The following is a 25,698-nucleotide window of genomic DNA, read 5'->3' on the forward strand; positions in this document are numbered from 1 at the left end:
TACCCCTCCGCTGTGCTCTCTTTTTATGCAAAGCTCAAATAGCAATAATATTACCATGACAATTCTATCATACAATGAAACTTCAATATGTACATATGCAGTACCTACACATAGCTAAAGGAGCGATATGTTTGGATTCCGGTCAAAACGATACAAATAGCGCTAAACGCTCTCAGACCGCCTCCGTCTGGGAGGTCTTTCGCGTGTCGGCAAAGTTAGGCCTCACTTCATTCGGCGGTCCTATCGCCCATCTTGGTTATTTTCATGACGAATATGTTCGCCGCCGGAAATGGATGGACGAGAAGAGCTATGCCGATCTTGTTGCGCTTTGTCAGTTTCTGCCTGGGCCGGCAAGCAGCCAAGTCGGTATCGGCATTGGCCTTGTAAGAGCTGGACTTTGGGGCGGATTCATCGCTTGGCTAGGCTTTACGTTCCCCTCTGTTATTGCCTCGGTCTTATTCGCATGGCTCATGCAAGGATTCGATATTGCAAGCTCAGGTTGGATTCATGGGCTTAAAATCGTTGCCGTTGCCATCGTAGCCCACGCTATACTCGGAATGGGCCAAAAGCTTGCGCCAGACCGAAATCGCGCTTCCATCGCAGTCGCCGCAGCTGCGATTGCATTGCTATGGCAAACAGCCTACGCGCAATTTCTCATTATTATATTGGCCGGTATACTTGGACTCTGGCTGTATCATAAAAGTTCAGTTATGCAGACGCATAGCCTTCACATCACCATTAGCAAACGTTTCGCCATTGGCTGCCTAGCCTTGTTTGTCCTTCTTCTCTTTGGTCTCCCTGTTATTAGGCAATCCACGGGGATCGAATGGATCGCTTTATTCGACAGCTTCTACCGGTCAGGATCGCTTGTATTTGGCGGCGGCCATGTCGTATTGCCGATGCTGGAGCGCGAGGTTGTTCCAACGGGCTGGGTAAGCGGGGCGGATTTCTTAGCCGGATACGGCGCCGCGCAGGCCGTTCCCGGTCCGCTGTTTACATTTGCGTCGTATCTTGGCGCTCTGTCCGGCGGCGCTGCCGGAGCAGCAATCGCAACCGTTGCGATCTTTTTGCCCGCTTTCCTGCTAGTTGTCGGAGCGCTGCCTTTCTGGAACGTGCTGCGCAGCAGTCCAAAGATTCAAGGCGCTTTAGTTGGCATTAATGCCGCAGTCGTCGGCATCTTAATCGCAGCGCTGTACGATCCGCTTTGGACGACCGCTATTCAAGCGCCGGTTGATTTTGCGTTAGCGCTGCTCTTATTTATTTTGCTTGTTTTTTGGAAGCTCCCGCCTTGGATCGTCGTCCTGTCGGGTGCACTTGGAGGCGTTATAATCGGGTATATTAACTAGCGGGAACTCTGGCTTGACTTGTTAAACCCTTTGCTCGACCCATATCTCAGCATCGCCACAACCCCATACAACACAGGAATCAACTCGACGAACACCCATATGAGCACGGCGGTAAAGGAAAAATAATGCTCGTGGTAGACATACACATGATAAGCATAATAAAAAGCAATCCCTGCTGATAGTAAGGAGAGAATAGGGATAATCATCTTCTCGCCCTTCCCTTTCGTAAAGTAAGACATGCATTTAGTCGCGGCATAGATTAATAAAGAACAATGAATGAACATGGATGCGGTCCATAATCCAATCATAAAGGGAGCCATGCTCTCCAAAAACCCTTCATTCACTCTGCTGCGAATGAATTCGAGGAAAGGATACTGGAACTGTCTGGCGAAATGCGGACTGAAATTAAGAATGGTGAACCCCCATGCGACCAGCACACTCAAGCAAACGCCTGCCGCAGTTATGGCCAGCTTATTAAAAGTCCCCTTTCCAAATTTGAATTCGGGAGAGATAAATAAAAAAACGACCCACTCGGTCACGACAGAGAAGGTAGCCAGCGTATTTTCCACAAAGGTAGGGACATCAAAATAATGAAACAAAGCCGGAATCATCTGCATGTTTGCTTTTTCTCCATAAGAATAGAAAACGAATAACATAACGGAAAAAGTCAACAGAAAAATACCGTCTGACATATAGACGATCGTCCGGATCCCGAGCCGCACAGCGTACATGACGACGATAGCAATGATGAGCTGAAGAAACCAAGGCGGCGTGCCTTGCATATAATTAGCTCCGAAAAACAATACAAAGCTTTGGATATCATAGGAAGCATAGTATACCGACCATATCAGCAGCAGGAAAAGGATCGCGCTATGCAACCCTTTACCCAAGATTCTTTTCCCGAAATTAACCCATGAGGCGTTCGGCTGAAGTCTCCCAATATAGACGACGAAAAATAAAACGGCCAAGCTGAGAAGAGAGCCGGCAAGGATGCCGGCGATTCCTTGGTAGTTCGAAGACGATGCCAACTCTGGAATGAGATAAATAATCGTTTGGGCATTAAAATACACAAAAGCAAAACGGGCCAGTCTCCAGTCATTTGAAGTCATTTCACTCTTCCCCTGCTCAGTATTCTTTGCCGATATCTACGAAGCGAAAGTTAGTGACCGTTTTAATTTTCACATCGTTTTTATAGTGTTCCGGCCAGCGTTCCTTCACTTGCTGCCAATATTGCGGACGATTCCATTCCAGCAAAAATCCGAGCTGCAGGACGTCTACTCCGATCTGTTGAGAATACGCCATACTCTTCTCGGTTTCTTCGATCACTTTTTTCTCCAATTGCTTCATCATCATTTCACTTATGTCTTTCCCGAAACGATGGGATTCGTTTTTATTGGCAAGGATGCTGACTCTGCCTTTTAGATGAATCGTGAATACGGGTCCCTCTTCAGTCATTTTGAACGACGTCTTCCCTTTCGCGTAGCTGAATTCAAGATCTGCGCTGTTCTTTTTATGACCCCATTGTATAGAGTAAATCGGACTCTTAAGCGTGCCGTTTGCCCAAGCGATCGCTTTTGCTTCTTCGTAAGGCAATATTCCCTTCAGCTTGCTTTGCTGAAAAAGCGCAGCCCCCTTAATGCCCGTCCAATTTTCGTTTTTATCCGAGCTGGAGGAAGAAGGAATAATGCTATTTTTCAATAGCGTCACAGCAAAACCCATGCCCGCCGAGTCGGCGAAAAGGCAATCGCTAATCGTTGTGTTCAACATATAGCCTTGTCTGGCAAAGTTGATTAACACCGCTGTAGGCATTTGTTCAAAAATCGGAGTTAAGCGCACCGTTTCTTCAAGTTTGTCGGAAGCGACTAACAGGTACGCCCCGATCGGAACGTCAGGGTCCCTTTTGACCCATTCGAGAAGGTCACTGATACCCTGCTTCCCGTATCTTTCGCTGATCACGATCACTCTAATTTCGGTGAAGCCGAGCTTACGCGGCAAATCCTTTTGCATGTATTCGATTGCTTTACTGATGCTCGTCGATTGTTTGGAAATGAGGGAATAAGGCTTGTCGTTACCGCTCGCCCCGCCGCTCAGCTGTCCCGATTGCAAACGGTTCGTAAGCGGAGAGCTGATCGACACTTTTACTGTTCCGGGTTCCTCACCGACATCGACAAACAGCCCGTTTACAAAAACGCGATCGTCGAGCTCAACCTTTGTCCAGCAGCCTGTCGTGCTTAGTAACAGTATGAGAAGGAGCGTTAATTTCACAAACGATTTTCTCATCCGGCCTGCTCATCTCCCTCGCTGCCTGTTTCTAGAAAAGGCACTGCTCCGTTTATTCAACCAAGGCAGCGACATTCGCACAAAGGTATCCCTCCAATCGGACCACACGAGTGGAGCCGCCGGCTGAAGATAAGGAGCGCCAAAGGATCTTAAACTTACAAGATGTCCATAAAGAACAAAAGCACCGGCGAATATACCGATCAGCCCCATCGTTCCGCCTAGCAAGAGAAACGGGAATCGCAAAAGACGAAAAATAAGCCCCAACTCCAAATGCGGAATGAGATAAGACGCCACTCCTGTAATCGAGACGACGATAACCATCGGAGCGGAAACAATCCCCGCTTGCACGGCAGCTTGGCCGATCACGATGCCTCCAATAATGGAGACGGTCTGGCCTACCGGTTTCGGAATCCTCATGCTCGCTTCCCGAAGCGCTTCGAAGGTAAGCTCCATGAGCAGCGCTTCCACCAGTGCGGAAAATGGAATGTTCTCGCGTGCAGAAGCGATTGTTAGCAGCAAATGTGACGGAAGAACCTGCGGGTGAAACGTCGTAACCGCCACATAGAGGGAAGGAAGAAAAACGGATAACAAAGAGAAAGTAAATCTTACAAATCGAATCCAGCTGGCTGCGAACGGACTTTGGTAAAAGTCCTCCGGCGATTGCAGCAACGAAAACATCGTTACCGGCGCAATCAGCGTATTGGGCACGCCATCCATCATAACGCCGACGCGCCCTTCGAGTATCGAAGCGGCCAAAGCGTCCGGACGTTCGGTATTTTGAAAAAGAGGAAATGGCGTGGGCTGGTCCTTAAACTGCTCAACCAAATAATTGATGCCGAACACTCCGTCCACAGAAATAGAGCGAAGCTTTTCGTCGATTTGCTGCAGTACCTCTTTTTTAGGAAGCCCTTCAATGTAAACGACATAAACGATCGTGCGAGAATAATCGCCTATAAGGTATTCTTTCAATTTCAACTTCGGGTGCCGGATTTTATGGCGCAGCAAAGACGTATTGCTATGTATATCCTCAATAAAGGCTTCTTGCGGCCCTGTGATGACCAGTTCATTTTGCGATTCGGAGATCGTTCTCTTCTGGTACTGAGTCGTTTCAAAATAATAAAAAACATCCATACGATCTATATAGAGAACCGCTTTTCCTCGCACAATCATATCAGCAGCCTCGTTCGCGTCGGATGCGGCGCGATAAACGATCGGAAAAGCAACGCCCCTCTCTAATGCGGAATGGAAAACGTCCCATCCGTCATCCTTCCGATCGTCGGGCTGCAAAAAATGGATGACGTTCTGCTGAAGCAGCGCATGATCTACGATGGAAGGAATAAAGATTAAGCTGCAAATGCAATCATGAATGGGAAAGGGCTTGCAGATCAGCTCCGGACTTTCCGTCAGTTGTTTGAGTAGAAGCTCCAGCCCGGATGCTTTCATCATTCGCCCCCTTTCTCATTTTGACTTCTATATTATGACATTGACGAAGTGAAATTATTCCACTGCCACTTTGCTCCACATTAAAAACGCTCCCGACTGAAAGTCAGGAGCGTTTCGGAAAGTAAACGATAATAAGTGCTGTATTTATTGCTGAAGCTCAATTCGGAGATCAGAATTGACGCGATAACGATGTCCCGCTTCATAATGGAACGGCACTGTGCCATTCCCGCTGCGCAGCATCGTTTGTCCCGTTGCGAACGCTTGAACGGACGCGTGGGTCAAACGCCCTTCCGCCCAGACAACATCCACCTCCAGCGCTCCTCTTGCTCGAAGTCCCTTGTATGAGCCTGAGGACCACTTAGCAGGAAGGGCTGGCAGTAGATGAAGCTCACCGGCATGGCTTTGCAGCAGCATGTCCGCAATCGCCGCCGTTCCCCCGAAGTTGCCGTCCGCCACGTAAATAGGGCTCTCTGCTCCGCCAATGCCAGGCTTGGAGAAGGTCATCAGGTTCGTAAAGCATAAGCTGCCAATCAAATGCAGGATCTGCTCGTATGCATTTTCCCCATCATGAAGACGGGAATAGCAGCCTGCAAACGCGGCAACCGTAAACTCCACATCTTCGTGATTATTTGTCGATATGCGTCTCTCCAACGTTACTCGCGCGGCTTCACTTAGCTCTGGCGTCTGCTGCGGCGTTATGCGATAAGCCGGATACAAGGTATGAAGATGCGACAAATGCCGATGCTCCGGCTGCGCCTCCTCGTAATCCTCCAGCCATTCTTGCAGCTGGCCGTTCTTGCCGATCTGAAGTGGCGGGAGAATTTCAATCGCCTTCCTCAATTCGGCTTGAAAGGACTCGTCCAGTTGAAGCTGTTCCGCCGCCTTCAAGCAAAATTCGAACAAATCGCTGACCAATACTTGATCCAGCGTCGTACCCATCGACAAGTAGTGATGCACCTTCGTGCCATTGGCGTGGAACGTATTTTCAGGAGAAATAGAAGGTCCCGTTACAAGCCAGCCGTACTTCGGATGTATCGTCATATAATCGAGAAAGAACTGTGACGCTCCCTTTAAGATCGGGTATGCGGTTTGCTTTAAGAACTGCTCATCCAGTGTGAATTCGTAATGATCGCGAAGCTGCATAGCCAGCCATAGGCCGCCTGTCACGTTCAGTCCCCAAGAGTTTTGCCAGGCCGGCGCCGTAAAGCCCCAAGCGTTGGAAACCGTATGAGCGACCCAACCTTCACTGCCGTAAAAATCTTGCGCAGCCGCCTTCCCGCTTTCCGACAACTGTTCAATGTATCGAATTAACGGTTGGTGAGACTCGGTCAAATGGGTCATTTCCGTCGGATAATAGTTCATTTGCGTATTGATATCAATATGGTAGTCGCAAGTCCAGCCCATGCGGCATGCCTGGTCATCGTTCCAAATCCCTTGCAAATGCAGTGGCAGCGGGGAGTCCTCCCTGGCGCCGCAAAGGGTCAAATATCTGCCGTATTGGAAAAACAACGCGATTAAAGCTGGATCGTCATATCTTCCCTCGGATAAATCGCGAATTCTTTCGTCCGTCGTCAGCTTGCTTTGTTCGCTTTTCCCCAGATCCAGATCTACCCGGTCAAACTGGCTTCGATAATCGGCGATATGATCAAGCTGAAGCTTCTCGTATCCTTTCGCTTCGGCCAGCGCAATTCTGTGTTCCGCCGCCTTGATCCAGTCATCACCTGTCACACCATAATCCGTATCTATAGCGAAGTAAATGACAGCTTCCTTTGCATTCGCGACTTCAATCTTCCCTGAAGCTCCTGTCAATTGCCCGCCTACTGCTTTTACGAAAATGCTGCCCTGACAGCGAACGCCGCATTTTCCGTCGCTGTGCAGTTGTTCAAGGGCTTGGCCCTTAAAGGAAAGTACGCCTGCCTGCTGCGGCTCGCTCCAGCTCTCGAAGTAGTCTGTCATACCTTCCAGTTCGATCGAAAACGAAAGCCCTTCCGGCAGCTCGCTTTGTATTCTGCAAACGATCAGTCCATCAGCATGAGAAGCAAAGAGCTCTCGCTGTACTTCGGAGCCTCCTCGCTCATAAGTCGTCTTCACGATCGCGTTCTCGAGATTAAGCTCTCTTGTCAGCTGTTGTTGCCCGGCATCATTGAACTTCAAAACAACGTCGCATACAGGCAGGTTCGTTCCGAAATTGCTCTTGGCCGGCTCAAGCAGTTGGCTGGACAGCTTTTCCCCGCCCTCGTAATCCCCGTCGAAAAAATATTGCCGCACTCGCGCCAAATCTTCTTTTCCCGAAGATTGGCTGTTTATCTTTTCCCGTTTGCCTGACCAATAGGTCGATTCAGTAATATTCCAAACTTCTTGCTCTGCACCGCCGTAAACGATCGCTGCCAACCTTCCGTTGCCGACAGGAATCCCTTCGGACCATTTCACAGCTGGTTTGTCGTACCACAGTTTCATCTCACTCATGATGCTGCCTCCCATAATAGAAATTGTTTATGAACCGGAGTAATAGTAGTCTCTGAACTCCTGGGGTGTGCTGCCAACGTTTTTCTTGAATAAATACGTAAAATAAGCCGACGTTTGCAGGCCGACCATTTCGGCTACCTCGTAAACTTTAATGCCAGGGTTCTGAAGCAGTCGTTTTGCGGCTTCAATGCGGGTATCCTGTACAAATTCGGATATGGTGCGTCCCATTTCTTTTTTGAACAACACGCTTAAATAGCTGGCATTTAATTGGAATTGCTCGGCCAGTTGCTTGACCGTCCAGCTCTCCTGAATATGCGATTCAATAAAAGCGGCGACCTGCCGAATCAGATGATGCTGCTGATTCTGTCTCGCTTTCCCTTCCGTCTTCATATAACGATCAACCGATTCGATTAAAAACGCGATAACTTGTTCCGTATCCGTGCATTCCAAGAAACGGTGCCACATTTCCACATTGGCTTTACCATCCGTCGTATCGCCAGTTTTCACCGCTCGAATCAGCTCGCTTAGAAAGCTCATCCCTAGCGCCTGTACATAAGTGAAGGAGACAGGCTCGTCGACCAGCAGCAGGTTAAGCATGCGTCCAAGATATTCGCTAACCTTGACTGCATCGCCTTGCTCAATCAGGCTAACGATTTGAGGGATAAACTCCTCACGCAGCCTATGATTTTTAAACTCTGTCTCATCCATATAATCGTGACGTACAATTTGTCCGTCTTCTGCGAGCCGGGCCTGTGCCATCAGAAATCTCGCTTCCTTGTAAAGCGCCGGCACTTCCTGCCAATCGGTTCCGATTCGACTACTGCTGACCGTCACTGTACAGCCGTACTCATCATTCATCATCCTCTGAATAAATCCCGCCTGTTTATCGGTCTTTGCTTTATCATCCGGCGACGTCCCTGCTTGCAGTACAACCATTTCGTCGGGACGCGTCTGAATCAGGAAGAGCGTATCGAAGTCGGAGAGCCCGATTTCCACCGATTTCTTAAACCCGCTTCCCAGCCGCATCCGCTCCTTTGCTTCCATGCCAGGAGACAAGAACCGATCGAGCCCGTACACCGTCACCTGCAGTCCCTGGCGGCAATCAGGAAGCGGCAGCAGATCGCCCCAGGAAGCTAATAGATCATCCGTCAACGCCAGACCGGATATGAGATCACTGACGAATCTTTCCTTCACAAGCTTTAAACTGCCTGTTATTTTCTGCTCCAGTTCGGTTGTCTGCTCAACAATCTGGCGCATTTTATCAATAGAGCCGCGCACTGCCGCAAGCCGGCTGGACACTTCCTCCAGCTTTAGCGGCTTCAGCACATAGGCTTGTGCGCCGACATGAATCGCATCCTGCACAAATTCAAATTCATTGTAGCCGCTAATAATTAGAACCTGCAGCTGCGGGTGGATTTCCTTGGCACGCGCAACGAGTTCTATTCCGTTCATGCCAGGCATGGAAACATCAGAAATAAGCACATCGCAATGCGTTTCCGCGAGTATTTCCAGCGCTTCTTCGCCCGACTCGACCGTGACCGGCTCTGCGTACCCCAGCTCCTGCCATTTGATATATTTCACGAGTCCATAAATATTGGTCGGCTCGTCATCCACGATCATCACTTTGAGCTGCATCCTGTTCCCCCCTGATCGCCGGCTTCTCCGAGCTAACGGGAATGACAACGGACACATTCGTCCACTCGCCTTCCCGGCTTTCCAATTTAAAGCTCGCCCGATCGCCGAAATAGAGCGCTAACCGTTCTTTTATATTGGAGGTGCCGAAACCATTATTTTTGCTGACATACGTCCCTGCTTCTATCTCCTGCAGCACCTGCTTCGGGATGCCTTGGCCGTTGTCATAAACGGTAAATAGCACCTTATCGTCTATTTTGCAGACTGAAATACGGATAAGACCGTCCTTCTTCTTCGTAATCGCACCGTGAATATAGCAGTTCTCTACAATCGGCTGAAGCATCGTTTTGAGCACATACAGCTCGCCGACGCTTTCATCAATGTTCCACTCGATCCGTACGCGCCCCATATAACGGAATTGCTGAATATCCAGATACGCTCTTACATGCGTTAGCTCGTCGTTAATCGTTATAAAGCTGCTGTTATTATTAAGCGTAAAACGATAAAAGGTACTGAGCGCATCGATAATGGCAATCTGCTCTTCATCCCCGGCATCCAGCGCCCGCCAGCGCAGCAGACTTAGCGAATTGTATACAAAATGGGGATTGATCTGCGCCTGCAGCGCTTTGAAAGCCAGTTCCTTCTCCAGCTTGCCCGCCTTCGTAATGTCGTCGACAAGCTTGCCGATTTGACGCGTCATCGAGTTAAATACTCTCTCCAATTCTCCCAGCTCGTCCTGCTGCTGATTTCTGACGACGACGTCAAAATCCCCTCGCGACAGATTGCTCATTTTGCCGCCCAGCTTGCGAATCCGATAAACGATATTTTTAACTATAGTCAGCATCAAGAAAGTGGATAAAAGCAAGAAGAACAACGTAATGGCCGAAATAAGGATAAGCACCGTCCCGTTCTGGGTGTCGATATATTTCATTGAAAAGAGCCCCACAACGTTCCAGCCGGATGAAAGCGGCTTCACAATTTGCAGCTGATCGCTTGACCCGATACTAACCTCATTATTCGTCCTGCTGTGGTTTGCAGAGATATCGTCGTGGAGACTGCCTCCGATTTTGGAGCGGTCAGTCGCTGCAAGTATCCGTTTCTCGCTGTCGATGATATACAGATTGCCGCGGCCTTTGAACGGCTCGGACAGCATTTCGCTAAAAACGGTATCATAGTTTAGCAAAATATATACCATGCCGAGCGCAGTTCCGGTATCGTCAGCAATTTTGCGCGTGATGACGATCTGGTTTGCATTGTCGGGTGCATTGCTCCAGCGCAAGGCGGTCGGTGATTGCGCCGCTTCGCTGTACCAGGTACGTTCATCCTTGCCCGCAAGCATTCGTCCTTCCGGCCGCCACAGCAGCTGTCCGTCCTGCACCAGCGTCTCGTTGGTATGGTAAATGCGGAAGTCGGCAATGCCCGGCAAGTATTTGCTCGTAATCAGAAAGGTTCTGTCTACATAATTGACCGTATCGACAATTTGCGGCATTTCGTCATACTTTCTGCCCAGCCTAGCAATCAGCTCGATATCGGTCGCCGTGCGGACTGCCAGCAGTTCATAGCTTTGTTTCCCGAAATCGACATTGCGAGCCGTCTGCCGCACCGCTTCATCCATCGTAATGAAATAGCTTTTCTGATAGCTTTGAATAACAAGGGAGATGGCTGCGCCGCTTAGAACAAGCGTCGGCAGCAGCAAGATAAGCACAAACATCACCAGTATTTTACCGCGCAGGCTCATGCTGCGGGTAAAGCGGATGGTCATTTTCTCCAGCCATGAACGCAATATGCTTGACCCTCCTTTATAGAGCAATAGTATTGTGCTTCATCATCCCGCCGATGGAAGCGGCCTAGCCGATAGAAGGATCCGGCAACCGGAAAGAGAAGCCGTCACCGACGACTTCTCTTCCTAGCGTTAACGGCTCATTCATGAAGATCTTAAGATTTGGACTCTTCGGCCAGCGTGCCGTGCCATTCCTTCTTCAGATCCGTCCAATGTGCGCGCGTCTCCAGCGCATTCTGGAAGGTTGTCCATACTTGCTCGAATTCATTGTCATTCCGCGCCATCAGCAGTTTTGCTTTATACTCTTTGCGGACATTTTCCAGCTCCGGCAAATATTTTTCCCATAAGCCGCCTGCCTTAGCCTTCACCATGTCTCTTGGCTCAGCTACTCGCGCAGCTCCCATTTGACCAATTTGCTGCGAGAAGTCGATCGTCTTTTGACGGCCCTTCGGACCTGTGTTCTGGAAGTTCCACCATGGATACCAATCGTTGCTGTAAGAAGTGATGGAGAATAATCCCGAACCGGAGCTGGCCATTTTCACCGTGTCGCCGGAAGTGATCAATGCTTCATATTCTTTATTAATGTACTTCCATTGACCCAGCGGTTGATCCACCCAATCCCAGAACACGCCTGGAGGCGCGTCGCTGATGACATGCTGCTGCTCGGCATTCGGCTGCAGCGTATAATCGACAAACTTGAGGATGGTATCCAAGTTTTTCGTATTTTTGCTAATGTACAGATCATTGCCTGGATAAGGGTTAATAATTTGGTTGTAGCCGACATGGTCTACGCCTTCAACCTTTGGAAACGGAATCGTCTCATAGAACCAAGCCGGTTCTGTTGGACCGTCCAGCGACTCCCACAATAAATGATCCATATTGAAGAAGCCGCCTGCATTCATTGCCACTCTGCCTGTTTTGTTCTTCTCTTTGTACCGTTCTTTCTTGTCTGTGATGACCTCGTGATCGATCAAGTTTTCACGGTACATCTTGTTCATCCATTTAAAGGCTTCCTTATACTGCGGATTATCATAAATAAATTCATAGTCATTGCCCTTCTGTTCTACCGGAATGACGCCGCCAGCGACTGCTGTCGTTACGCCGAAGGTGCTAATAATGACATTCTCATCGTTCAAATCGGACGAGAAGCTAAGCGGCAGAAGCGTTTTGCCTGACTCGTCGGTTTGTTTCGCAGCCAGACGCAGGAACTTTTCGACTCCTTCTAGCGTGCTCAGCTCTTCCTTCTTCATGCCGGTCTTCTCCAGCACATCGGAGCGCACGAACCAGCCTAGCGAAGCCCAGCCCGGCCACGGCTTTTCCGGGTTTTGATCGAACCAGGTCGGGATCGACCAGATATGTCCGTCCTTGTCTTTCATTCGATCCAGGTATTGCTTCGGAATCGAGGCCAAACCGGGATACTTGTCAGGCATATTGAAGTACTCCTCAAGCGGAAGAATACTGCCGGATCGAATCATCGACGTGTTCACGATATCGCTGCGGCTGAAGAGAGCCGCGTCATCGAAGCCTCCCGTATTCAGCTTTAGGTTAAGCGCCGTAGCAGCATCCCCTTGCGTCGCTTCAATTTTCACATCAATAAAAGGTTCGTTCTCTCTCCAATATTTCTGTACCATACTTTCGTTGTTGACTGTCGCCGTCCAGCCGAGCCACAGCTTGAACGTACCGTTGCCCTTGCCTGCATTTTCGCTCGTTGAAGGAGCGTCCTTTCCGCCTGCCGGAGCATTACCCCCGGAGCATGCAGAAAGCCCCAGCATAAACGCTGTCAATAGAATGGCCATGCTCTTCTTTGCTGTCATCTTCTTCATAGCATATTTTCCCCTTTCTATCTCTTCTATTATATTTGGTGTTTCCGGACACCCGTATGGATAAATCATTTTGGATATAGACTATTAATTAAGCGATTAGCCTTTTACGGAACCAATAAGGACGCCTTTCGCAAAATAACGCTGTAGAAACGGATAGACGCACAGAATAGGAAGCGCACTGATCATAACTGTCGCCATCTTGACCGACATGAGCGTAACATTGTTGATATTCGTGCCTCGGATCAGCGCTTCCGTACTGCCCGTGCCAAGAACGGCCGACATATCCTGCGCGGATAGCAGCTGCTGCAAGAAGGTTTGTACCGGAATCAGGCTCTGATCCTGTACGAAGAACGCGCCGGCAAACCAATCGTTCCAATGGGTAACAGCAGTAAACAGTCCGAGCGCCGCCAACATTGGCTTCGACAGCGGCAATATGATTGACCAAAGCACACGGAACGGCCGAGCGCCGTCAATTTCGGCTGATTCAATCAACGCCTCGGGAATGCCTTGGATAAATCTCATCATGACGAACATGTTCCAGGCCGAGAAAGCGGTCGGCAGGATGTACACCCAGAAGGAATTGATAAGCGAAAGATTATACAATTGGATGTAGAACGGAATAAGTCCGCCATTGAACAGCATCGTAATCAAAACATAGCCAAGCAGCACTTTCCGAAGCGGCAGTCCCCGATAGGACAAGCCGAACGCCGCGAGTATCGTAATGAGCAGGCCGGCAACCGTCCCTATAACGGTGCGCGCTATCGTAATCCAATAGGCGTTCCGAATCACTTCGTTGCCAAGCACAACCTGATAATTGTAAAGTGTAAACTCACGCGGCCACAGGTATACGCCGCCTTTAGCCGCATCGCTCCCTGTATTTAAAGAAATGGCCAGCATATACAAGAAGGGATAGATAACCGAGACGCAAAGCAGTAATAATAGGACAGTGATCACGAGTTGAGTTGCTTTATCGCCAAACGATCGTTTCATAAATTACCAGAGCCCCTCCCCGTTGATTTTTCTCGATATTTGATTCGTTATCAAAACAAGGATTAAGCTGAGCCCAGAAGATAGCAGCCCGACTGCTGTCGCCATTCCGAAATAGCCTTGCTGAAGCCCATTTCGCAAAATATAAGTGTCCAACACATCGGCAACCGGTTGATTGGCCGGATTCATAAGCGGATAGATTTGATCCATCCCGACCGTAATGAGGCTTGGCATGCTCAGAATCAATACGATTGTAATCGTCGGCATAATGCCCGGGATCGTAATATTACGGATTTGCGACAGTCTGCCTGCTCCTTCGACTTTCGCCGCTTCGTAGAGCTGCGGGTCGATCGTGGTAATAGCCGCCAAGTACAGAATCGTGTTCCAGCCTACTTCCTTCCAAAGTCCGCTTGCCACGATCATTGGACGGAACCATTCGGTGGAACCAAGGAAGAAGATCGGTTCTCCGCCCGTTTTTCTAACAAGATCATTGACGAGTCCGCCGTCGAGCGTCAGCAACGACTGAAGAATATACGCCACGACGATCCATGAGAAAAAGTGCGGCAAGTAGCTGACGGACTGGACGAACCGCTTAAATACGCTATTTCTCACTTCATTAATGAGTAGAGCGAGCAAGATCGGCGCCGGGAAGCCGGTGACGAATTTAAGCGCAGCGATGATAATTGTATTTTTCACCACAATCCAGAATTGATCGTCTTGTAAGAAGGAGAAATTTTCAACCCCGGTCCATGGGGCATTCCAGATCGTGTAGCCAATGTGAAAATTTTTGAACGCGACTTGAATGCCCGCCATTGGAATGTAGCTGAATAGAAACAACAGGACAATTGCGGGTAAAACCATAACGTACTGCCAGCGGTATTTGGTCAGTTTTGCAAGCATGTCATCACCTCTAGGTCAATTATAGAGGGGTGTTGAAAGCGTAACCATATAACAACGATTGGATTTATATCGTATTGATTGTATTTGAAATATTTTCTGCGATCGTTCGCCTAACTCGTGTATAAAAAGAAAAAAAGCCGCATTTAAGCGGCTTCCTCAGTTAAGTATCTTCTGTCTATTCCTCTTTCCAATTGAGCTCTTGCATGTGAGGCTTGATGGTTGCGCGCCTATTTGACCTCGATTACAAAAACGGATGAGGTGTCGCCTTTCGAATACTTGCCATTAGCTGTCGTCCAATAAGCGGAGAGGCCGTAATAATAGACGCCGGTTTCATAAAAAAGACGCTGATTCTTTGCGGTTTTGCAAATCGTCAGCGTCTTCCTACTACTATATGCAGATTGACAGCGGGTTTAAACGGGAGTCTCGCTCCAGTTCCGGTAGCCTGCGGCGGGGTGCGTATCCGGCAGTCGCTTAATGCCGCCGCCGTACAATCGCTCGCGCATCGTTGTAATACAATAAAGTGCCAAGCGGGATGCCAAGCACCACTGCGAATCCGACTGTGATGAACAGCATATACAGTGTTTCGCCGAACGCCTTGCCGATTTCTGGTAGCACCTCGATTATGTTATCAAACATAGGCGACCTCGCTTTCCTCGATTTGGGAGGCTTCGCCCAGCAATATCTTGGCAATTCTTGTCCTCGGGTTGTAATTGGCGTCCGTCAGCTCAAACTTTTCCACAATCCGGCCCCGCTCCATGACCGCTACTTTATGGCAGATTGACTTCACTACGTTCATTTCATGGGTAACGATCACGATCGTAATGCCTAACTGCTCATTGATTCTTTTCAAATAATAGAGAATGCTCTCCTTCGTTTGCGGGTCTACCGCCGATGTCGGCTCATCGCATAAGAGCACCTCGGGACGATTGGCCAATGCCCTGGCGATCGCTACGCGCTGCTTCTGCCCTCCGCTCAACTTGGCCGGGTAAGCGTCCGCCTTGTCCGACAGGTCAACGATATCAAGGCATTCCAGAATCCGTTCTTTGCGCTGCTTTTTTGGAAATCCGGCAAGCTCGAGCGGCAGCGAAACGTTGGCGTACGCCGTCCTGTTCGACAGCAAATTAAAGTGTTGGAACACCATAGCTGTTTTCTGCCGTTTCTGCCGCAGCAGCTTGCGCGGCAGCTTCGTCAAATCTTCCCCCTCCAGCAGAACGGTGCCGCTATCCGGCTTCTCCAGCAGGTTGATCGTGCGGAGAAGCGTCGATTTTCCAGCTCCGCTGAAGCCGATAATGCCGTAAACATCGCCTTTATCGATTTGGAAGGAAGCCGACGAAATCGCATCAAGCGGTCCGTTTGCCGTATTGTAAGTCTTCTTTATGTTTTCAAGTACAATCATGAATTTAGGTCGCTCCTTTCTGCAAAATGGGAAAAGCCGCTTCTCCCGGACGAAAAAACGGCTTCATCGGCATGCCGGGAAGCGCTTTTCCAATGGAACTCGGGTCCGCAGTGCTTCCAGCCATCTGGTGAGCGTGTAGTACATTCGTTCTCTGCGTTGCCTGTTAAGACTTTGATACAGGAATTTGACTGTTGGCAATCATTTCGCCGAACGGTGAAATGTAGGATGGACCCTTCTCCTTTTCCTGGCCCCCGCCGGCCTTAAGCGGCAGTAACGGAAACAGCAACTCCGCCGTACGATAAGCCTCTTCGAGATGCGGATAGCCGGATAAAATAAAGGTCTCGATTCCTAGCTCGGCATATTCCTTCATCCGGGCGGCCACGTTTTCGGGGGAGCCTACAAGCGCCGTCCCCGCTCCTCCCCGCACCAGCCCGACGCCCGCCCATAAGTTTGGACTCACTTCAAGCTTCGTGCGGTCTCCATTGTGCAGCTGCGCCATTCGCCTTTGCCCTTCGGAATCCATTCGTGCGAAGACCGACTGCGCGGAGCGGATCGTCTCGTCGTCCAGATGCTGGATTAACTCACCCGCCGCTTCCCACGCTTCTTCCTCCGTCGGCCGCACAATAACGTGCAGCCGGATGCCGAACCGCACGGTGCGGCCTTTGCGTGCCGCCGCTTCGCGCATCCGGTCGATCTTCTCCTTCACTTGATCGGGCGGCTCGCCCCATGTGAGATACACGTCGACGTGCTCAGCCGCCACCTCGATCGCCGCGTCGGACGAACCTCCGAAGTACAGCGGCGGATAAGGCTTTTGCGTTGTCGGGTAAAGCACTTTTCCGCCCTCGATGCGAAGATGCTCGCCATTAAAATGAACTTCTTCTCCTTGCAGCTCTCTGCGCCACACCTCGAGAAACTCATCCGTCAGCGCATACCGCTCGTCATGGCTGAGAAACAAGCCGTCTCCGGCGAGCTCGGCCGGATCTCCTCCGGCTACTACATTAATCAACAGCCGCCCTTCCGAGAATCGATCCAAGGTAGCGCTCATTCGTGCAGCTACCGTAGGGAGCGTCAGTCCGGGGCGAACCGCTACTAGAAATTTCAGATTTCGCGTTGCCGGAACGAGTGTCGAAGCGACAATCCATGCGTCCTCGCAGGATTTGCCTGTCGGCAGCAGAACGCCGCTATATCCAAGCTCGTCGGCAGCCGTGGCAATTTGTTTGCAGTAAGCGTAGCTGACCGCCCGGGCTCCGTCGCGCGTCCCCAAATATCTTCCGTCGCCATGAGTAGGAATAAACCAGAACACTTCCATCAGACATTCTTCCTTTCTGTTTTGGAATTTAACTTTGTTTTCACATAGGTATAATTGGTTTAACGAATAGGCGAAGCCCCTCGCATGCTCGATTCCTTGAGCAGCTTCCAAATCGGGTCCGTCAGCTGCTCCTTATTGCTGCTTAAGTACTGATTGGCATAAGCGCGCACCGGATCTCCCGCATAGAAACGTTCGTACAACTCGTGCCTGGAACCAAACTGGCTTCCGATCAAATCCCATGCCAGCTTGAACAACTGCACCTTCTTCTCCGCGCTTACCGATGATCCCTCAAAGTACGAATGCATGTGATGGGAGATCGGTCCATAAAAATCTTCCATGCTGGACGGCGTTTGGACGAAGCCTCCTCCGCCCACTTGCTGAAGGATCTCAATCGCCCGCGGGTAGTATTTGGTGCCAATACTGCGCGCCGTATCGATATACGACAAAGCCGGTACATATACACCCGATTCGTCAATCCTTCCTTCCGTCTCCGATGCAATAATGAGCGCCTTAATGACGTCGATTTGCGTCTGAAGCTCGCCGAGCTTTTCCTGTACATGCAGGAAACCGTCCACCTTGATTGCGTCAGCTACTGCGTAAGTAACGCCTGTAATAAATTCAAGCTTGGCGACGTAACGGACGACATTCTGGTGAAAGGCCAGCGCGTTGGCTGTTTTGTTCGCTCGCAATTCGAGCACCTTGGCTGGATCGCCGTACAGCAATACGCGTTCCCATGGCACCAGCACGTCCTCGAAAAACAACACCGCGTCCATTTCATCGTAGCTGGCGCTTAAATAATGATCCTGCTTGCGAACTTCCGCGAATGATTCCCGGCAAACAATATGCAAGCCCGGCGAGTTGGCCGGTACGATGAGCACGTGAGCGTGCGACTTATTGGCGCTTTCGAACTTCAAGAAAGAGCTGATGACGAAATCATGGGTGTACGGAGCGCCGGTTGCTATCATCTTGGCTCCCCTCACGACAATACCCTCGCTCGTCTCTCTGACGACATGCAGAAACCGGTCTGCGATTCTGTCGTCATCCAAGCCCTTTGAACGGTCAATCTGCGGATCGATAATCGCCGTCGTTAAGAACAAGTCGTTATCGCGGGCTTGCTCGTAGTAGGCGCTTATTTTCGCTTCGAAGCTCGGATCGAGCTTTGACAGCTGATGGCGCGCCGCATACCAGCCGGTTACCATCGAGCGGGCATAATCGGACAAGCGGCTCATCATGCCGAATGTCGACTTGGACCAGTGATGGAAGGAAGTACTGCGCTTGCGCAAGTCTTCGAGACTGCGGGGAACCAGAAAAGCGCTGTGCGAGTACCTTTCGCTGTCATCGGCTCTATATCCGACAACCCCTTGCGTACAGGGCTCATCCAGTTGGTTGAATAGTCCGCTAATCGTATCCAATGTGCCTTTAAACGCAGAATGTTCGGAAAGGCTGTTGATTTGTTTTCCCTCCAGCCATACCGATCTTCCGTCGTTCAAGCTGCGTATAAATTTTTCGCCTCTCATGTAAGGGCGTTACCTCCCCTCAAAACTATTTTTACTATCCCCATTGATTCAGTGGGAATTATTCTTTATTATAGCTAGTAACATGATTCCAGCAACAAACAGTTTTAGCAATAATGTTGGCTAAGTAACAGAAAAGCAGATAAGTATTCGATAATTTTGAAATAATCCTATTTTCGATTTCTAAGTGTTTGCTTGATTTGATGGGAATTCATGTTTTGCTCTTCTATTTTGTTATTTCTAAAATGTTGGATAACCAACATATCGTTATTTTTTGTTTGATTACACAGAAGAGGAGGAAAAAACGGTATGGAACAATCTGCGACAGACCGAAGAATTATTCGTACACGGCAAATTATTACGCATGCCTATTTGGAGCTGTTGAAGGAGAAGTCCAACGAGGATATCGTCATCCGGGATATCACGGAAAGAGCGAACGTCAATCGTTCAACCTTTTATGCTCATTACCAGGATAAAAACGATTTGCTAAACAAAATCATTAGTGAAACGATGAGCACTTTGTCGCGCGAGATGAGTGAATTGCCGATCGCTTTCCGAATTGAAGATACGGCTGCCGAAACGATCGACCCTTATTTCACAACCTTTTTCAATCATGTCGCAAAGCACGAGAAGTTTTACCGCACCATGTTCGTCAGCAGCCCTACTGATGCATTTACCGAGAGAATGCTGGAGGAGATTCGCTCCATCTTTTATGAACGGGCGGCGCGCATCGGAAAAGATAAGAAGCTGTCTGTGCCGCTAGATCTTTTACTCGATTATCTTTGCACCTCGCTTTACGGTATTTGCAAGCGCTGGCTCGAACAAGGCATGGTTTATTCCTCCAACCATATGGCGCTGCAGCTCACCCGTCTGTCCAACCTGGGCGTGTACAACGCTATGGGACTCAAGGACGCCAGTGGAAACGCCAGTTAAGCGAGACGGAAATAGGTGCTGTAGGAATCTCGCTTTACTCACCTTTTCCGTCAGGCTTAACTGTCATTTACCTTTTCTCCAGCTCTGCAAAAAAACATCCCGCCTCACTTTAAATCGTGAGACGGGATGTTTTTTTCGGCTCTTCCCCACTCTTATTTACTCTCTACTGCAACGGAATTATCATCAACGGATGTTATTTTCCCTTTGGCCCATTGGACGCCCGCTCTGAGATTAATGTAGAAGCTGTCATTTATCTTTTTCGCATTAAATCCGGTGTACTTCCCGTCCAGATAGATCTTTCCGCTATCGTTTGCGATTTTTATTGAATTGCTTTTCCTGGACAAAATGACATCTTTCGATTGGTCAACCTCAACGCTATAACCAAATGCCGCTGCAAAATCTCTCACATAAATATAGGTATTTTGATCATAAAGGATTAAGCTCTTTTGCAGCGTTTGATTTTTATCATTTACGGTCAGTTTCTTATCGAGTACCGTGTATTGAGGCTGCGGAGCAGGCTTATTGCTCGACGTTTTTTCTTTCGTACTCTTTGCCGACGAGCTTGAGCCCGAACTGCTTGTTTTGCTTTTACTGGAGCTGGAGCTGCTGCTCGTCTTGCTTGAGCTCGTGCTTCCCGAACTGCCGCCGTTGTGATAGTGATAGCCGGTACATAAACCCTTTCGAATCGACTTCGCCGAGCAATTATGGCCGCCGTTTGCATCCGTTCGTCCGGAATGCGCATAGGTTGTCGCCGGAAATAAGAGTGTAATAAGTAAGGCCAATGTCACTATACTGCTAATTGTACTTTTCAAAGCTATCCCTCCGTCTTGTGTTATTTCTAGTAGCAACAGGTAAAACATACCACATTTATCCTGCAAGAACTATATAGATTATTGATTATATAAACATAGAGTTATATAATTAGCGTCGCAATCATTCAAACCGAATGCAAAGGAGTGACGTTATTGACTGTTAACGCAATGACTATTGACTCGATGTCAGATCTACTAAAGCTGCTCTCCGATAAAACTCGGTTAACGATAATCGCCTTATTGAATGAGCGCGAGCTTTGTGTATGCGACATTGTAGATATTCTGGAAACTTCCCAGCCCAATATTAGCCAGCATCTAAAAAAATTAAAAACAGGCGGCCTTGTAACGGAAACCCGCCGCAGCCAGTGGATTTACTACTCGCTGAACCGAGAAAATTATCCTTTCTTAATGGATATTCTGAAGCAATTGCCTTCCGTGAAGGAAAAACTTGACGCTCATAAAACTCGTAATTGTTGATAATCGGGAGGAACTATGCTCGCTGCTGCTGCTGTTTTTCTGATCACTCTGCTCTTCGTCATCTGGCAGCCTAAAGGGTTGAATATCGGCTGGTCCGCTAGCGGAGGCGCGCTAATTGCTCTGCTTTGCGGAGTGGTCAGCTTCCATGATGTATGGGAAGTAACGCAAATTGTCTGGAACGCCACTCTCGCGTTTGTGGCTATCATCCTGATCTCACTCCTTTTAGACGAAATCGGATTTTTTGAATGGGCTGCGCTTCATATGGCCCGGATTGCGCGCGGCAATGGCAATCTCATGTTCGTTTTTGTCATCTTGCTTGGAGCCGCGGTCTCCTTTTTCTTCGCCAATGATGGAGCAGCGCTCATTTTAACGCCAATCGTGTTGGCCATGGTAAGGGCGTTAAAATTTGACGATCGAATGATTCTTCCTTACGTCATGGCTAGCGGTTTTATATCAGATACCGCTTCGCTGCCGCTTGTCGTTAGCAATCTAGTAAACATCGTATCGTCCGATTTCTTCGGCATCGGGTTTACCGAATACGCAAGCCGCATGCTTTTACCGACTCTTTTCTCCGTCGCCTCCAGTTTGCTCGTACTCTACTTGTTTTATCGGCGGAGCATTCCGAAGCAATACGACTTATCTCAGTTGAAGCAGCCGGTCGAGGCTATTAAAGACATACGATTGTTTAAACTGTCCCGTGTGCTGCTGGTCGCACTCTTTATCGGATACTTAATCAGCGAATTCATCGCGCTTCCTGTCTCGATTATTGTCGGCGTCGCGGCTGTCGTTTTGCTGCTGCTGGCGAGACAAAGCCGGGAAATTCAGACTTGGAAGCTTGTGAAAGGCGCGCCATGGTCAGTTGTCGTGTTCTCGATCGGCATGTATGTCGTCGTATATGGGCTTAGAAATGTCGGACTGACGGATGAGCTGGGCAAGCTTTTCGCTTGGCTCGGAGATAAAGGACTCTTTATCGCCACGATTGGAACCGGATTTATAGCGGCCGTCCTTTCGTCCGTTATGAACAACTTGCCTACCGTCATGATTAATGCGCTGGCAATTGACGGAACGCATGCAACAGGCATTGTACGGGAGGCGTTTATTTACGCGAACGTGATTGGGTCCGATCTGGGGCCAAAAATTACGCCGATCGGTTCGCTCGCTACCCTGCTCTGGCTCCATGTTTTATCCGGCAAAGGCGTGAAAATTACTTGGGGCGCTTATTTTAAAGCGGGAATTATATTAACGGTTCCCGTTCTGTTTATTACGCTTTGCGGTTTATTTATTTGGCTGAAAGTAATCGTATAGTTATTCTACTTTCGCCTGTTTCTACTAAAATCTTCAAGTTTTTGAGACTGCACTGCTTCAAATTTTGAGCCATACCAAATTCCTTCTATGTCGTGTTGTCCCGGCAGCGTACAATGGATGGAATTTCGGATATGGTTCTTTTTTGGCTCAAAACCGAAATCAGTGCTTGAGTTTAAGTGCGGAGAGCGCTGCGGGGCGGAGGGTTCCTCCGATCGCCATTAAAGCCTGATTCCTTTATTTGATAGAGGTTTGCGTAAAGTACGATCCCCTTTTTTTGATAAAAACAGGCCAAACAGGTCTTGCGCATGACGTTACGTCAAGTGCTAGACTGACGCTAAGAAGGAGCTGAGAACGATAAAGAAGACGAATTACACAATTGGTTCATTTGCAGATATGACCTCGACAACAGGGCGAACGCTGCGCTTTTACGATCGTAAGGGGCTGCTCAAGCCAAGCAGCTATAATGAGCAGGGACACCGGACTTATACGGACGAGGACTTGTTCCGGCTCCAACAAATATTGACCTTAAAATATTTAGACTTCTCACTAGATGAGATCGGTCAATATTTAGAACAAGACGGCAAGGATTTTCACGTTTCTCTGGAGATGCAATATGAGCTCCTGCTGCAGAAGCAGCAGCATATCCAGCGCATTGTGGCTGCGATTGAACGGTTAAGAGCGATTATTAAGGATAACCGTACGATTGATCCTGGGCTCATTATGACGACAATCCATAACATTCAGCACGAGGAGAAGCAGAAACAGTGGCTCTCCGATCGGCTGCCGGATGCACTCGTTCAATCTCTATTTATGAGTGGATTCAGCTTGGAAGAACGACATCAGATCGAACATGAGATGGTAATAGGACTTAATGATCTGCTCATCATGTTCAAGCAGGCGCTGCAGCCGGAACATCCGCTTGTACAGGAGCGAGCGATTAGTCTGCAGCTGATATTAAAGCGGCTGTTGGGACAACAGCTGCAGGTGCTCGAGATGAGCGAGACGGTAAGAGTGCTGGAGGAGATAGATCCGCAGCTCTTCCCTAGCAGCTTTGAGCAAGACTTTAAAACCTATTTGCGTGAAGTGCTTGTCCATCTGGGCAATCGCAACGAAGAGTCTCACCCTACAAGCTAGTCTACATGTAATACTTAACCCTCTATGAACTGGAGAGTGAGACATGGAAGCATCTATTCAAACGAATGCAACAAAACAACAGGTCAAAGCAGCGCCGATCCTTTTTTCATTATTACTGGGCGCTTTCATTGGCATGTTCAGCGAGACCGCCTTGAATATTGCACTGCCGGAATTAATGAAGCAATTACAAGTCGGTCCAACGACCATACAGTGGCTAACGACAGGCTATATGCTCGTACTAGGCATTTTAGGTCCGGTGTCCGGCCTGCTGCTTCAATGGTTTACAACGAGACAATTATTTATCGCGTCTCTCTCATTTTCAACACTAGGCTCACTGATTGCCGGTTTAGCTCCTAACTTTGAAGTACTGCTCGCTGCTCGTTTTTTTCAGGCCGCTGGTCTAGCCTTGCTTCTGCCTCTTATGTTAAATGCCATACTGATTCTTTTCCCGCCGGAAAAACGCGGCGCAGCGATGGGATTGATGGGGCTCGTTTTGACATTTGCGCCTGCATCTGGTCCGACAATTGCCGGTTTAATTATTGAAAAGCTGTCTTGGCACTGGATCTTCTGGATTTCCAGTACAGTTCTCCTTATTGCCTTAATTACCGGTATCATTTTCTTGAAAAATATATCCTTCATTACACGTCCTAAAATCGATCTCCTCTCCCTGCTGCTTTCGACAATCGGTTTCGGCAGTCTTCTATTCGGCTTCAGCAAGGCCGGCGAGTTGGGCTGGAGTGATGTACTCGTTTTATCTTGCGTAACAATAGGCGTGTTCGCGCTTGCGCTCTTCACTTGGCGCCAATTTAGAATAGCATCGCCGCTCATGAACCTCCGTACATTCCGTTATCCGATGTTTAGTTTGTCCGTAGTACTCTTCACTGTTGTTATGATGCTGCTGTTGTCGTCCATGCTATTGCTGCCGATGCTTTTGCAGAACGGCCTTGGAAAAAATGTATTGCAGGCCGGTTTGCTCTTGCTGCCTGGTACACTTATTAGCGGTATTGCCGGTCCGTTTATGGGTAAACTTTTCGATAAATACGGACCGAGAAAGCTAATTATACCTGGGCTGATTTTAATCGGCGTCATTATGTTCATCTTCTCCACCATTACGGTTAATACCTCGACCATTTTTATTATTGCCTTGCATTGCGTATTCTTGTTAGCTTTGTCAATGGTCATGATGCCGGCGCAAACCAATGGGATGAACCAATTGCCAGCGGAGTTGTATCCGCACGGTACAGCTATCATGAGTACCTTGCAGCAAGTGGCTGGAGCAATTGGCAGCGCGCTGGCGATGACGATGTTAGCGACGGGTCAATCAAGCTACTTGCGCGATAAAGGATTTGATATGAGCAATGGACTTGATTTTGCTCAAGTAGATCCTGCTATGATAGAGCATTTGCCGTCTTCCTTTGTTTCTGGTATCACAGGCGCCTTTATTTTTGCTGGTGTCATGTCGATCATCGCCCTTTTCATATCATTTTTTATGAAGCGTGTAAAACCAGGTGAGCAATGATAGAATTATCCATCTGAAACTTAACGAACAAAAAGGCCTCTCCCTTCAAATCTAATGAAGCGGTAAGGCCTTTTTCTATTCAGTGAGAGTTAAAGTGCGCATTTTCAACAGCCTCCTATCCTATCGCCGATTGACAAAATGGAAGCATTTTATCATAATTTATATACATTTATATTTAATATATATAAAATATAATAGAACAGCAGGTATTGCGTAAAGGAGGCCTTCATATGAAGCTTACAGTAACTGATGCGGCGTTGAGTCGTTTTATTGCGGATTGGGATTTCAAAAACGGGGATTTTATTCGAATTTTTGTGCGGTACAGCGGCGGCGGGAGTGACGCCTTTGCTTTTGGCATTATGAAAGCGGACCATCAACGGATGAGTATCCACTACGAGATTGGCGGGATTACTTTCTATATGGCGGAGAACGATACCTGGTATTTGGATGGGAAGGAACTCATTATTGATAGTGTAAACGATGAGATTACGTTTATTCGGAAGTGATGGGTGTTTGCTCTTATGAAAAAAACCAGAAGACCCGGTGGGATTCCGGCGTCTTCTGGTTTCCTGCTTGGGGGCCAGCAGCAAGACGGCTTCAAGCACTCACCTGTCAGCTACTGCTAAAAGAATTAACATAATC

General features: G+C 48.6%; 21 protein-coding genes. 7 read left to right on the forward strand and 14 right to left on the reverse strand.

Annotation, left to right across the window (positions count from 1 at the left end; translation table 11 throughout):
* The first annotated feature begins 203 nt into the window (after positions 1–203).
* On the forward strand, positions 204–1,346 hold the full coding sequence (locus ACFVTB_RS02535) for a chromate transporter (RefSeq protein ID WP_387744645.1): 1,143 nt from the start codon (positions 204–206) through the stop codon (positions 1,344–1,346).
* Here the strand turns inward: ACFVTB_RS02535 and ACFVTB_RS02540 are convergent.
* From ACFVTB_RS02540 to ACFVTB_RS02600, 13 genes are all read right to left on the reverse strand, one after another.
* Positions 1,343–2,455, reverse strand: coding sequence for a GerAB/ArcD/ProY family transporter (locus ACFVTB_RS02540; RefSeq protein ID WP_387744648.1), 1,113 nt, complete (start codon positions 2,453–2,455; stop codon positions 1,343–1,345). The two genes, ACFVTB_RS02535 and ACFVTB_RS02540, sit on opposite strands and share 4 nt — an antisense overlap.
* Before the next feature lie 16 nt (positions 2,456–2,471).
* Complete coding sequence (locus ACFVTB_RS02545) at positions 2,472–3,626, reverse strand: Ger(x)C family spore germination protein (protein ID WP_387744651.1); 1,155 nt, start codon at positions 3,624–3,626, stop codon at positions 2,472–2,474.
* Between the two features lie 9 nt (positions 3,627–3,635).
* Positions 3,636–5,072 carry a spore germination protein gene (locus tag ACFVTB_RS02550; protein ID WP_387744654.1) on the reverse strand — a complete coding sequence of 479 codons (1,437 nt, stop codon included), beginning with the start codon at positions 5,070–5,072 and terminating at the stop codon, positions 3,636–3,638.
* A 141-nt stretch (positions 5,073–5,213) separates the two neighbouring features.
* Entirely contained in the window at positions 5,214–7,535 is a 2,322-nt protein-coding gene (locus ACFVTB_RS02555) for a glycoside hydrolase family 95 protein (RefSeq protein WP_387744657.1), read from the reverse strand.
* Positions 7,536–7,562: 27 nt separating this feature from the next.
* Positions 7,563–9,170 carry a response regulator gene (locus ACFVTB_RS02560; RefSeq protein ID WP_387744660.1) on the reverse strand — a complete coding sequence of 536 codons (1,608 nt, stop codon included), beginning with the start codon at positions 9,168–9,170 and terminating at the stop codon, positions 7,563–7,565.
* Complete coding sequence (locus ACFVTB_RS02565; protein ID WP_387744663.1) at positions 9,142–10,950, reverse strand: cache domain-containing sensor histidine kinase; 1,809 nt, start codon at positions 10,948–10,950, stop codon at positions 9,142–9,144. The genes ACFVTB_RS02560 and ACFVTB_RS02565 overlap by 29 nt, the downstream gene beginning before the upstream one ends.
* Positions 10,951–11,102: 152 nt before the next feature.
* Complete coding sequence (locus ACFVTB_RS02570; RefSeq protein ID WP_387744666.1) at positions 11,103–12,770, reverse strand: type 2 periplasmic-binding domain-containing protein; 1,668 nt, start codon at positions 12,768–12,770, stop codon at positions 11,103–11,105.
* Positions 12,771–12,866: 96 nt separating this feature from the next.
* Positions 12,867–13,760: a carbohydrate ABC transporter permease gene (locus ACFVTB_RS02575; protein ID WP_387744669.1), complete on the reverse strand. Its 894-nt coding sequence runs from the start codon at positions 13,758–13,760 to the stop codon at positions 12,867–12,869.
* Between the two features lie 3 nt (positions 13,761–13,763).
* A complete protein-coding gene (locus tag ACFVTB_RS02580; protein WP_387744672.1) occupies positions 13,764–14,657 on the reverse strand; it encodes an ABC transporter permease in 894 nt (297 codons plus the stop codon).
* Positions 14,658–15,128: 471 nt separating this feature from the next.
* Positions 15,129–15,293: a hypothetical protein gene (locus tag ACFVTB_RS02585; protein ID WP_387744675.1), complete on the reverse strand. Its 165-nt coding sequence runs from the start codon at positions 15,291–15,293 to the stop codon at positions 15,129–15,131.
* A complete protein-coding gene (locus ACFVTB_RS02590) occupies positions 15,286–16,053 on the reverse strand; it encodes a methionine ABC transporter ATP-binding protein (RefSeq protein WP_387744678.1) in 768 nt (255 codons plus the stop codon). Before ACFVTB_RS02590 ends, ACFVTB_RS02585 begins: the two co-directional genes overlap by 8 nt.
* Before the next feature lie 163 nt (positions 16,054–16,216).
* A complete protein-coding gene (gene ssuD / locus ACFVTB_RS02595) occupies positions 16,217–17,362 on the reverse strand; it encodes an FMNH2-dependent alkanesulfonate monooxygenase (RefSeq protein WP_387744681.1) in 1,146 nt (381 codons plus the stop codon).
* A gap of 59 nt (positions 17,363–17,421) precedes the next feature.
* Complete coding sequence (locus ACFVTB_RS02600; protein WP_387744684.1) at positions 17,422–18,879, reverse strand: 4-hydroxyphenylacetate 3-hydroxylase family protein; 1,458 nt, start codon at positions 18,877–18,879, stop codon at positions 17,422–17,424.
* Between the two features lie 306 nt (positions 18,880–19,185).
* Here ACFVTB_RS02600 and ACFVTB_RS02605 point away from each other — a divergent pair, with 306 nt between their 5' ends.
* Positions 19,186–19,809: a TetR/AcrR family transcriptional regulator gene (locus ACFVTB_RS02605; RefSeq protein WP_387744686.1), complete on the forward strand. Its 624-nt coding sequence runs from the start codon at positions 19,186–19,188 to the stop codon at positions 19,807–19,809.
* 152 nt (positions 19,810–19,961) lie between these two features.
* On the opposite strand, the gene ACFVTB_RS02610 is transcribed toward ACFVTB_RS02605, so the two are convergent.
* A complete protein-coding gene (locus ACFVTB_RS02610; protein WP_387744689.1) occupies positions 19,962–20,621 on the reverse strand; it encodes a YHYH domain-containing protein in 660 nt (219 codons plus the stop codon).
* A 168-nt stretch (positions 20,622–20,789) separates the two neighbouring features.
* Between ACFVTB_RS02610 and ACFVTB_RS02615 the strand changes: the two genes are divergently transcribed.
* The 5 genes from ACFVTB_RS02615 (at position 20,790) to ACFVTB_RS02635 (ending at position 25,562) form a co-directional block, all read left to right on the forward strand.
* Complete coding sequence (locus ACFVTB_RS02615) at positions 20,790–21,098, forward strand: ArsR/SmtB family transcription factor (RefSeq protein ID WP_387744917.1); 309 nt, start codon at positions 20,790–20,792, stop codon at positions 21,096–21,098.
* 15 nt (positions 21,099–21,113) lie between these two features.
* Positions 21,114–22,403: an arsenic transporter gene (locus ACFVTB_RS02620; RefSeq protein ID WP_387744691.1), complete on the forward strand. Its 1,290-nt coding sequence runs from the start codon at positions 21,114–21,116 to the stop codon at positions 22,401–22,403.
* 375 nt (positions 22,404–22,778) lie between these two features.
* Complete coding sequence (locus tag ACFVTB_RS02625) at positions 22,779–23,537, forward strand: MerR family transcriptional regulator (RefSeq protein ID WP_387744919.1); 759 nt, start codon at positions 22,779–22,781, stop codon at positions 23,535–23,537.
* 43 nt (positions 23,538–23,580) lie between these two features.
* The gene (locus ACFVTB_RS02630; protein ID WP_387744694.1) at positions 23,581–25,056 is read left to right on the forward strand and encodes a DHA2 family efflux MFS transporter permease subunit; all 1,476 of its coding nucleotides are present in this window, start codon (positions 23,581–23,583) and stop codon (positions 25,054–25,056) included.
* 230 nt (positions 25,057–25,286) lie between these two features.
* Entirely contained in the window at positions 25,287–25,562 is a 276-nt protein-coding gene (locus ACFVTB_RS02635; RefSeq protein WP_387744697.1) for a HesB/YadR/YfhF family protein, read from the forward strand.
* Positions 25,563–25,698: the final 136 nt, after the last annotated feature.

The organism is Paenibacillus sp. NPDC058071, assembly GCF_042885235.1.
Classification (GTDB): Bacteria; Bacillota; Bacilli; order Paenibacillales; family Paenibacillaceae; genus Pristimantibacillus.

Bases quoted from the DNA above. Each gene is read 5' to 3' on its own strand.
- ACFVTB_RS02540 (WP_387744648.1), bottom strand. From the start codon at position 2,455: ATGACTTCAAATGACTGGAGACTGGCCCGTTTTGCTTTTGTGTATTTT.
- ACFVTB_RS02545 (WP_387744651.1), bottom strand. From the start codon at position 3,626: ATGAGAAAATCGTTTGTGAAATTAACGCTCCTTCTCATACTGTTACTA.
- ACFVTB_RS02550 (WP_387744654.1), bottom strand. From the start codon at position 5,072: ATGATGAAAGCATCCGGGCTGGAGCTTCTACTCAAACAACTGACGGAA.
- ACFVTB_RS02555 (WP_387744657.1), bottom strand. From the start codon at position 7,535: ATGAGTGAGATGAAACTGTGGTACGACAAACCAGCTGTGAAATGGTCC.
- ACFVTB_RS02560 (WP_387744660.1), bottom strand. From the start codon at position 9,170: ATGCAGCTCAAAGTGATGATCGTGGATGACGAGCCGACCAATATTTAT.
- ACFVTB_RS02570 (WP_387744666.1), bottom strand. From the start codon at position 12,770: ATGAAGAAGATGACAGCAAAGAAGAGCATGGCCATTCTATTGACAGCG.
- ACFVTB_RS02575 (WP_387744669.1), bottom strand. From the start codon at position 13,760: ATGAAACGATCGTTTGGCGATAAAGCAACTCAACTCGTGATCACTGTC.
- ACFVTB_RS02580 (WP_387744672.1), bottom strand. From the start codon at position 14,657: ATGCTTGCAAAACTGACCAAATACCGCTGGCAGTACGTTATGGTTTTA.
- ACFVTB_RS02585 (WP_387744675.1), bottom strand. From the start codon at position 15,293: ATGTTTGATAACATAATCGAGGTGCTACCAGAAATCGGCAAGGCGTTC.
- ACFVTB_RS02590 (WP_387744678.1), bottom strand. From the start codon at position 16,053: ATGATTGTACTTGAAAACATAAAGAAGACTTACAATACGGCAAACGGA.
- ssuD (WP_387744681.1), bottom strand. From the start codon at position 17,362: ATGGAAGTGTTCTGGTTTATTCCTACTCATGGCGACGGAAGATATTTG.
- ACFVTB_RS02600 (WP_387744684.1), bottom strand. From the start codon at position 18,879: ATGAGAGGCGAAAAATTTATACGCAGCTTGAACGACGGAAGATCGGTA.
- ACFVTB_RS02605 (WP_387744686.1), top strand. From the start codon at position 19,186: ATGGAACAATCTGCGACAGACCGAAGAATTATTCGTACACGGCAAATT.
- ACFVTB_RS02615 (WP_387744917.1), top strand. From the start codon at position 20,790: ATGACTATTGACTCGATGTCAGATCTACTAAAGCTGCTCTCCGATAAA.
- ACFVTB_RS02620 (WP_387744691.1), top strand. From the start codon at position 21,114: ATGCTCGCTGCTGCTGCTGTTTTTCTGATCACTCTGCTCTTCGTCATC.
- ACFVTB_RS02630 (WP_387744694.1), top strand. From the start codon at position 23,581: ATGGAAGCATCTATTCAAACGAATGCAACAAAACAACAGGTCAAAGCA.
- ACFVTB_RS02635 (WP_387744697.1), top strand. From the start codon at position 25,287: ATGAAGCTTACAGTAACTGATGCGGCGTTGAGTCGTTTTATTGCGGAT.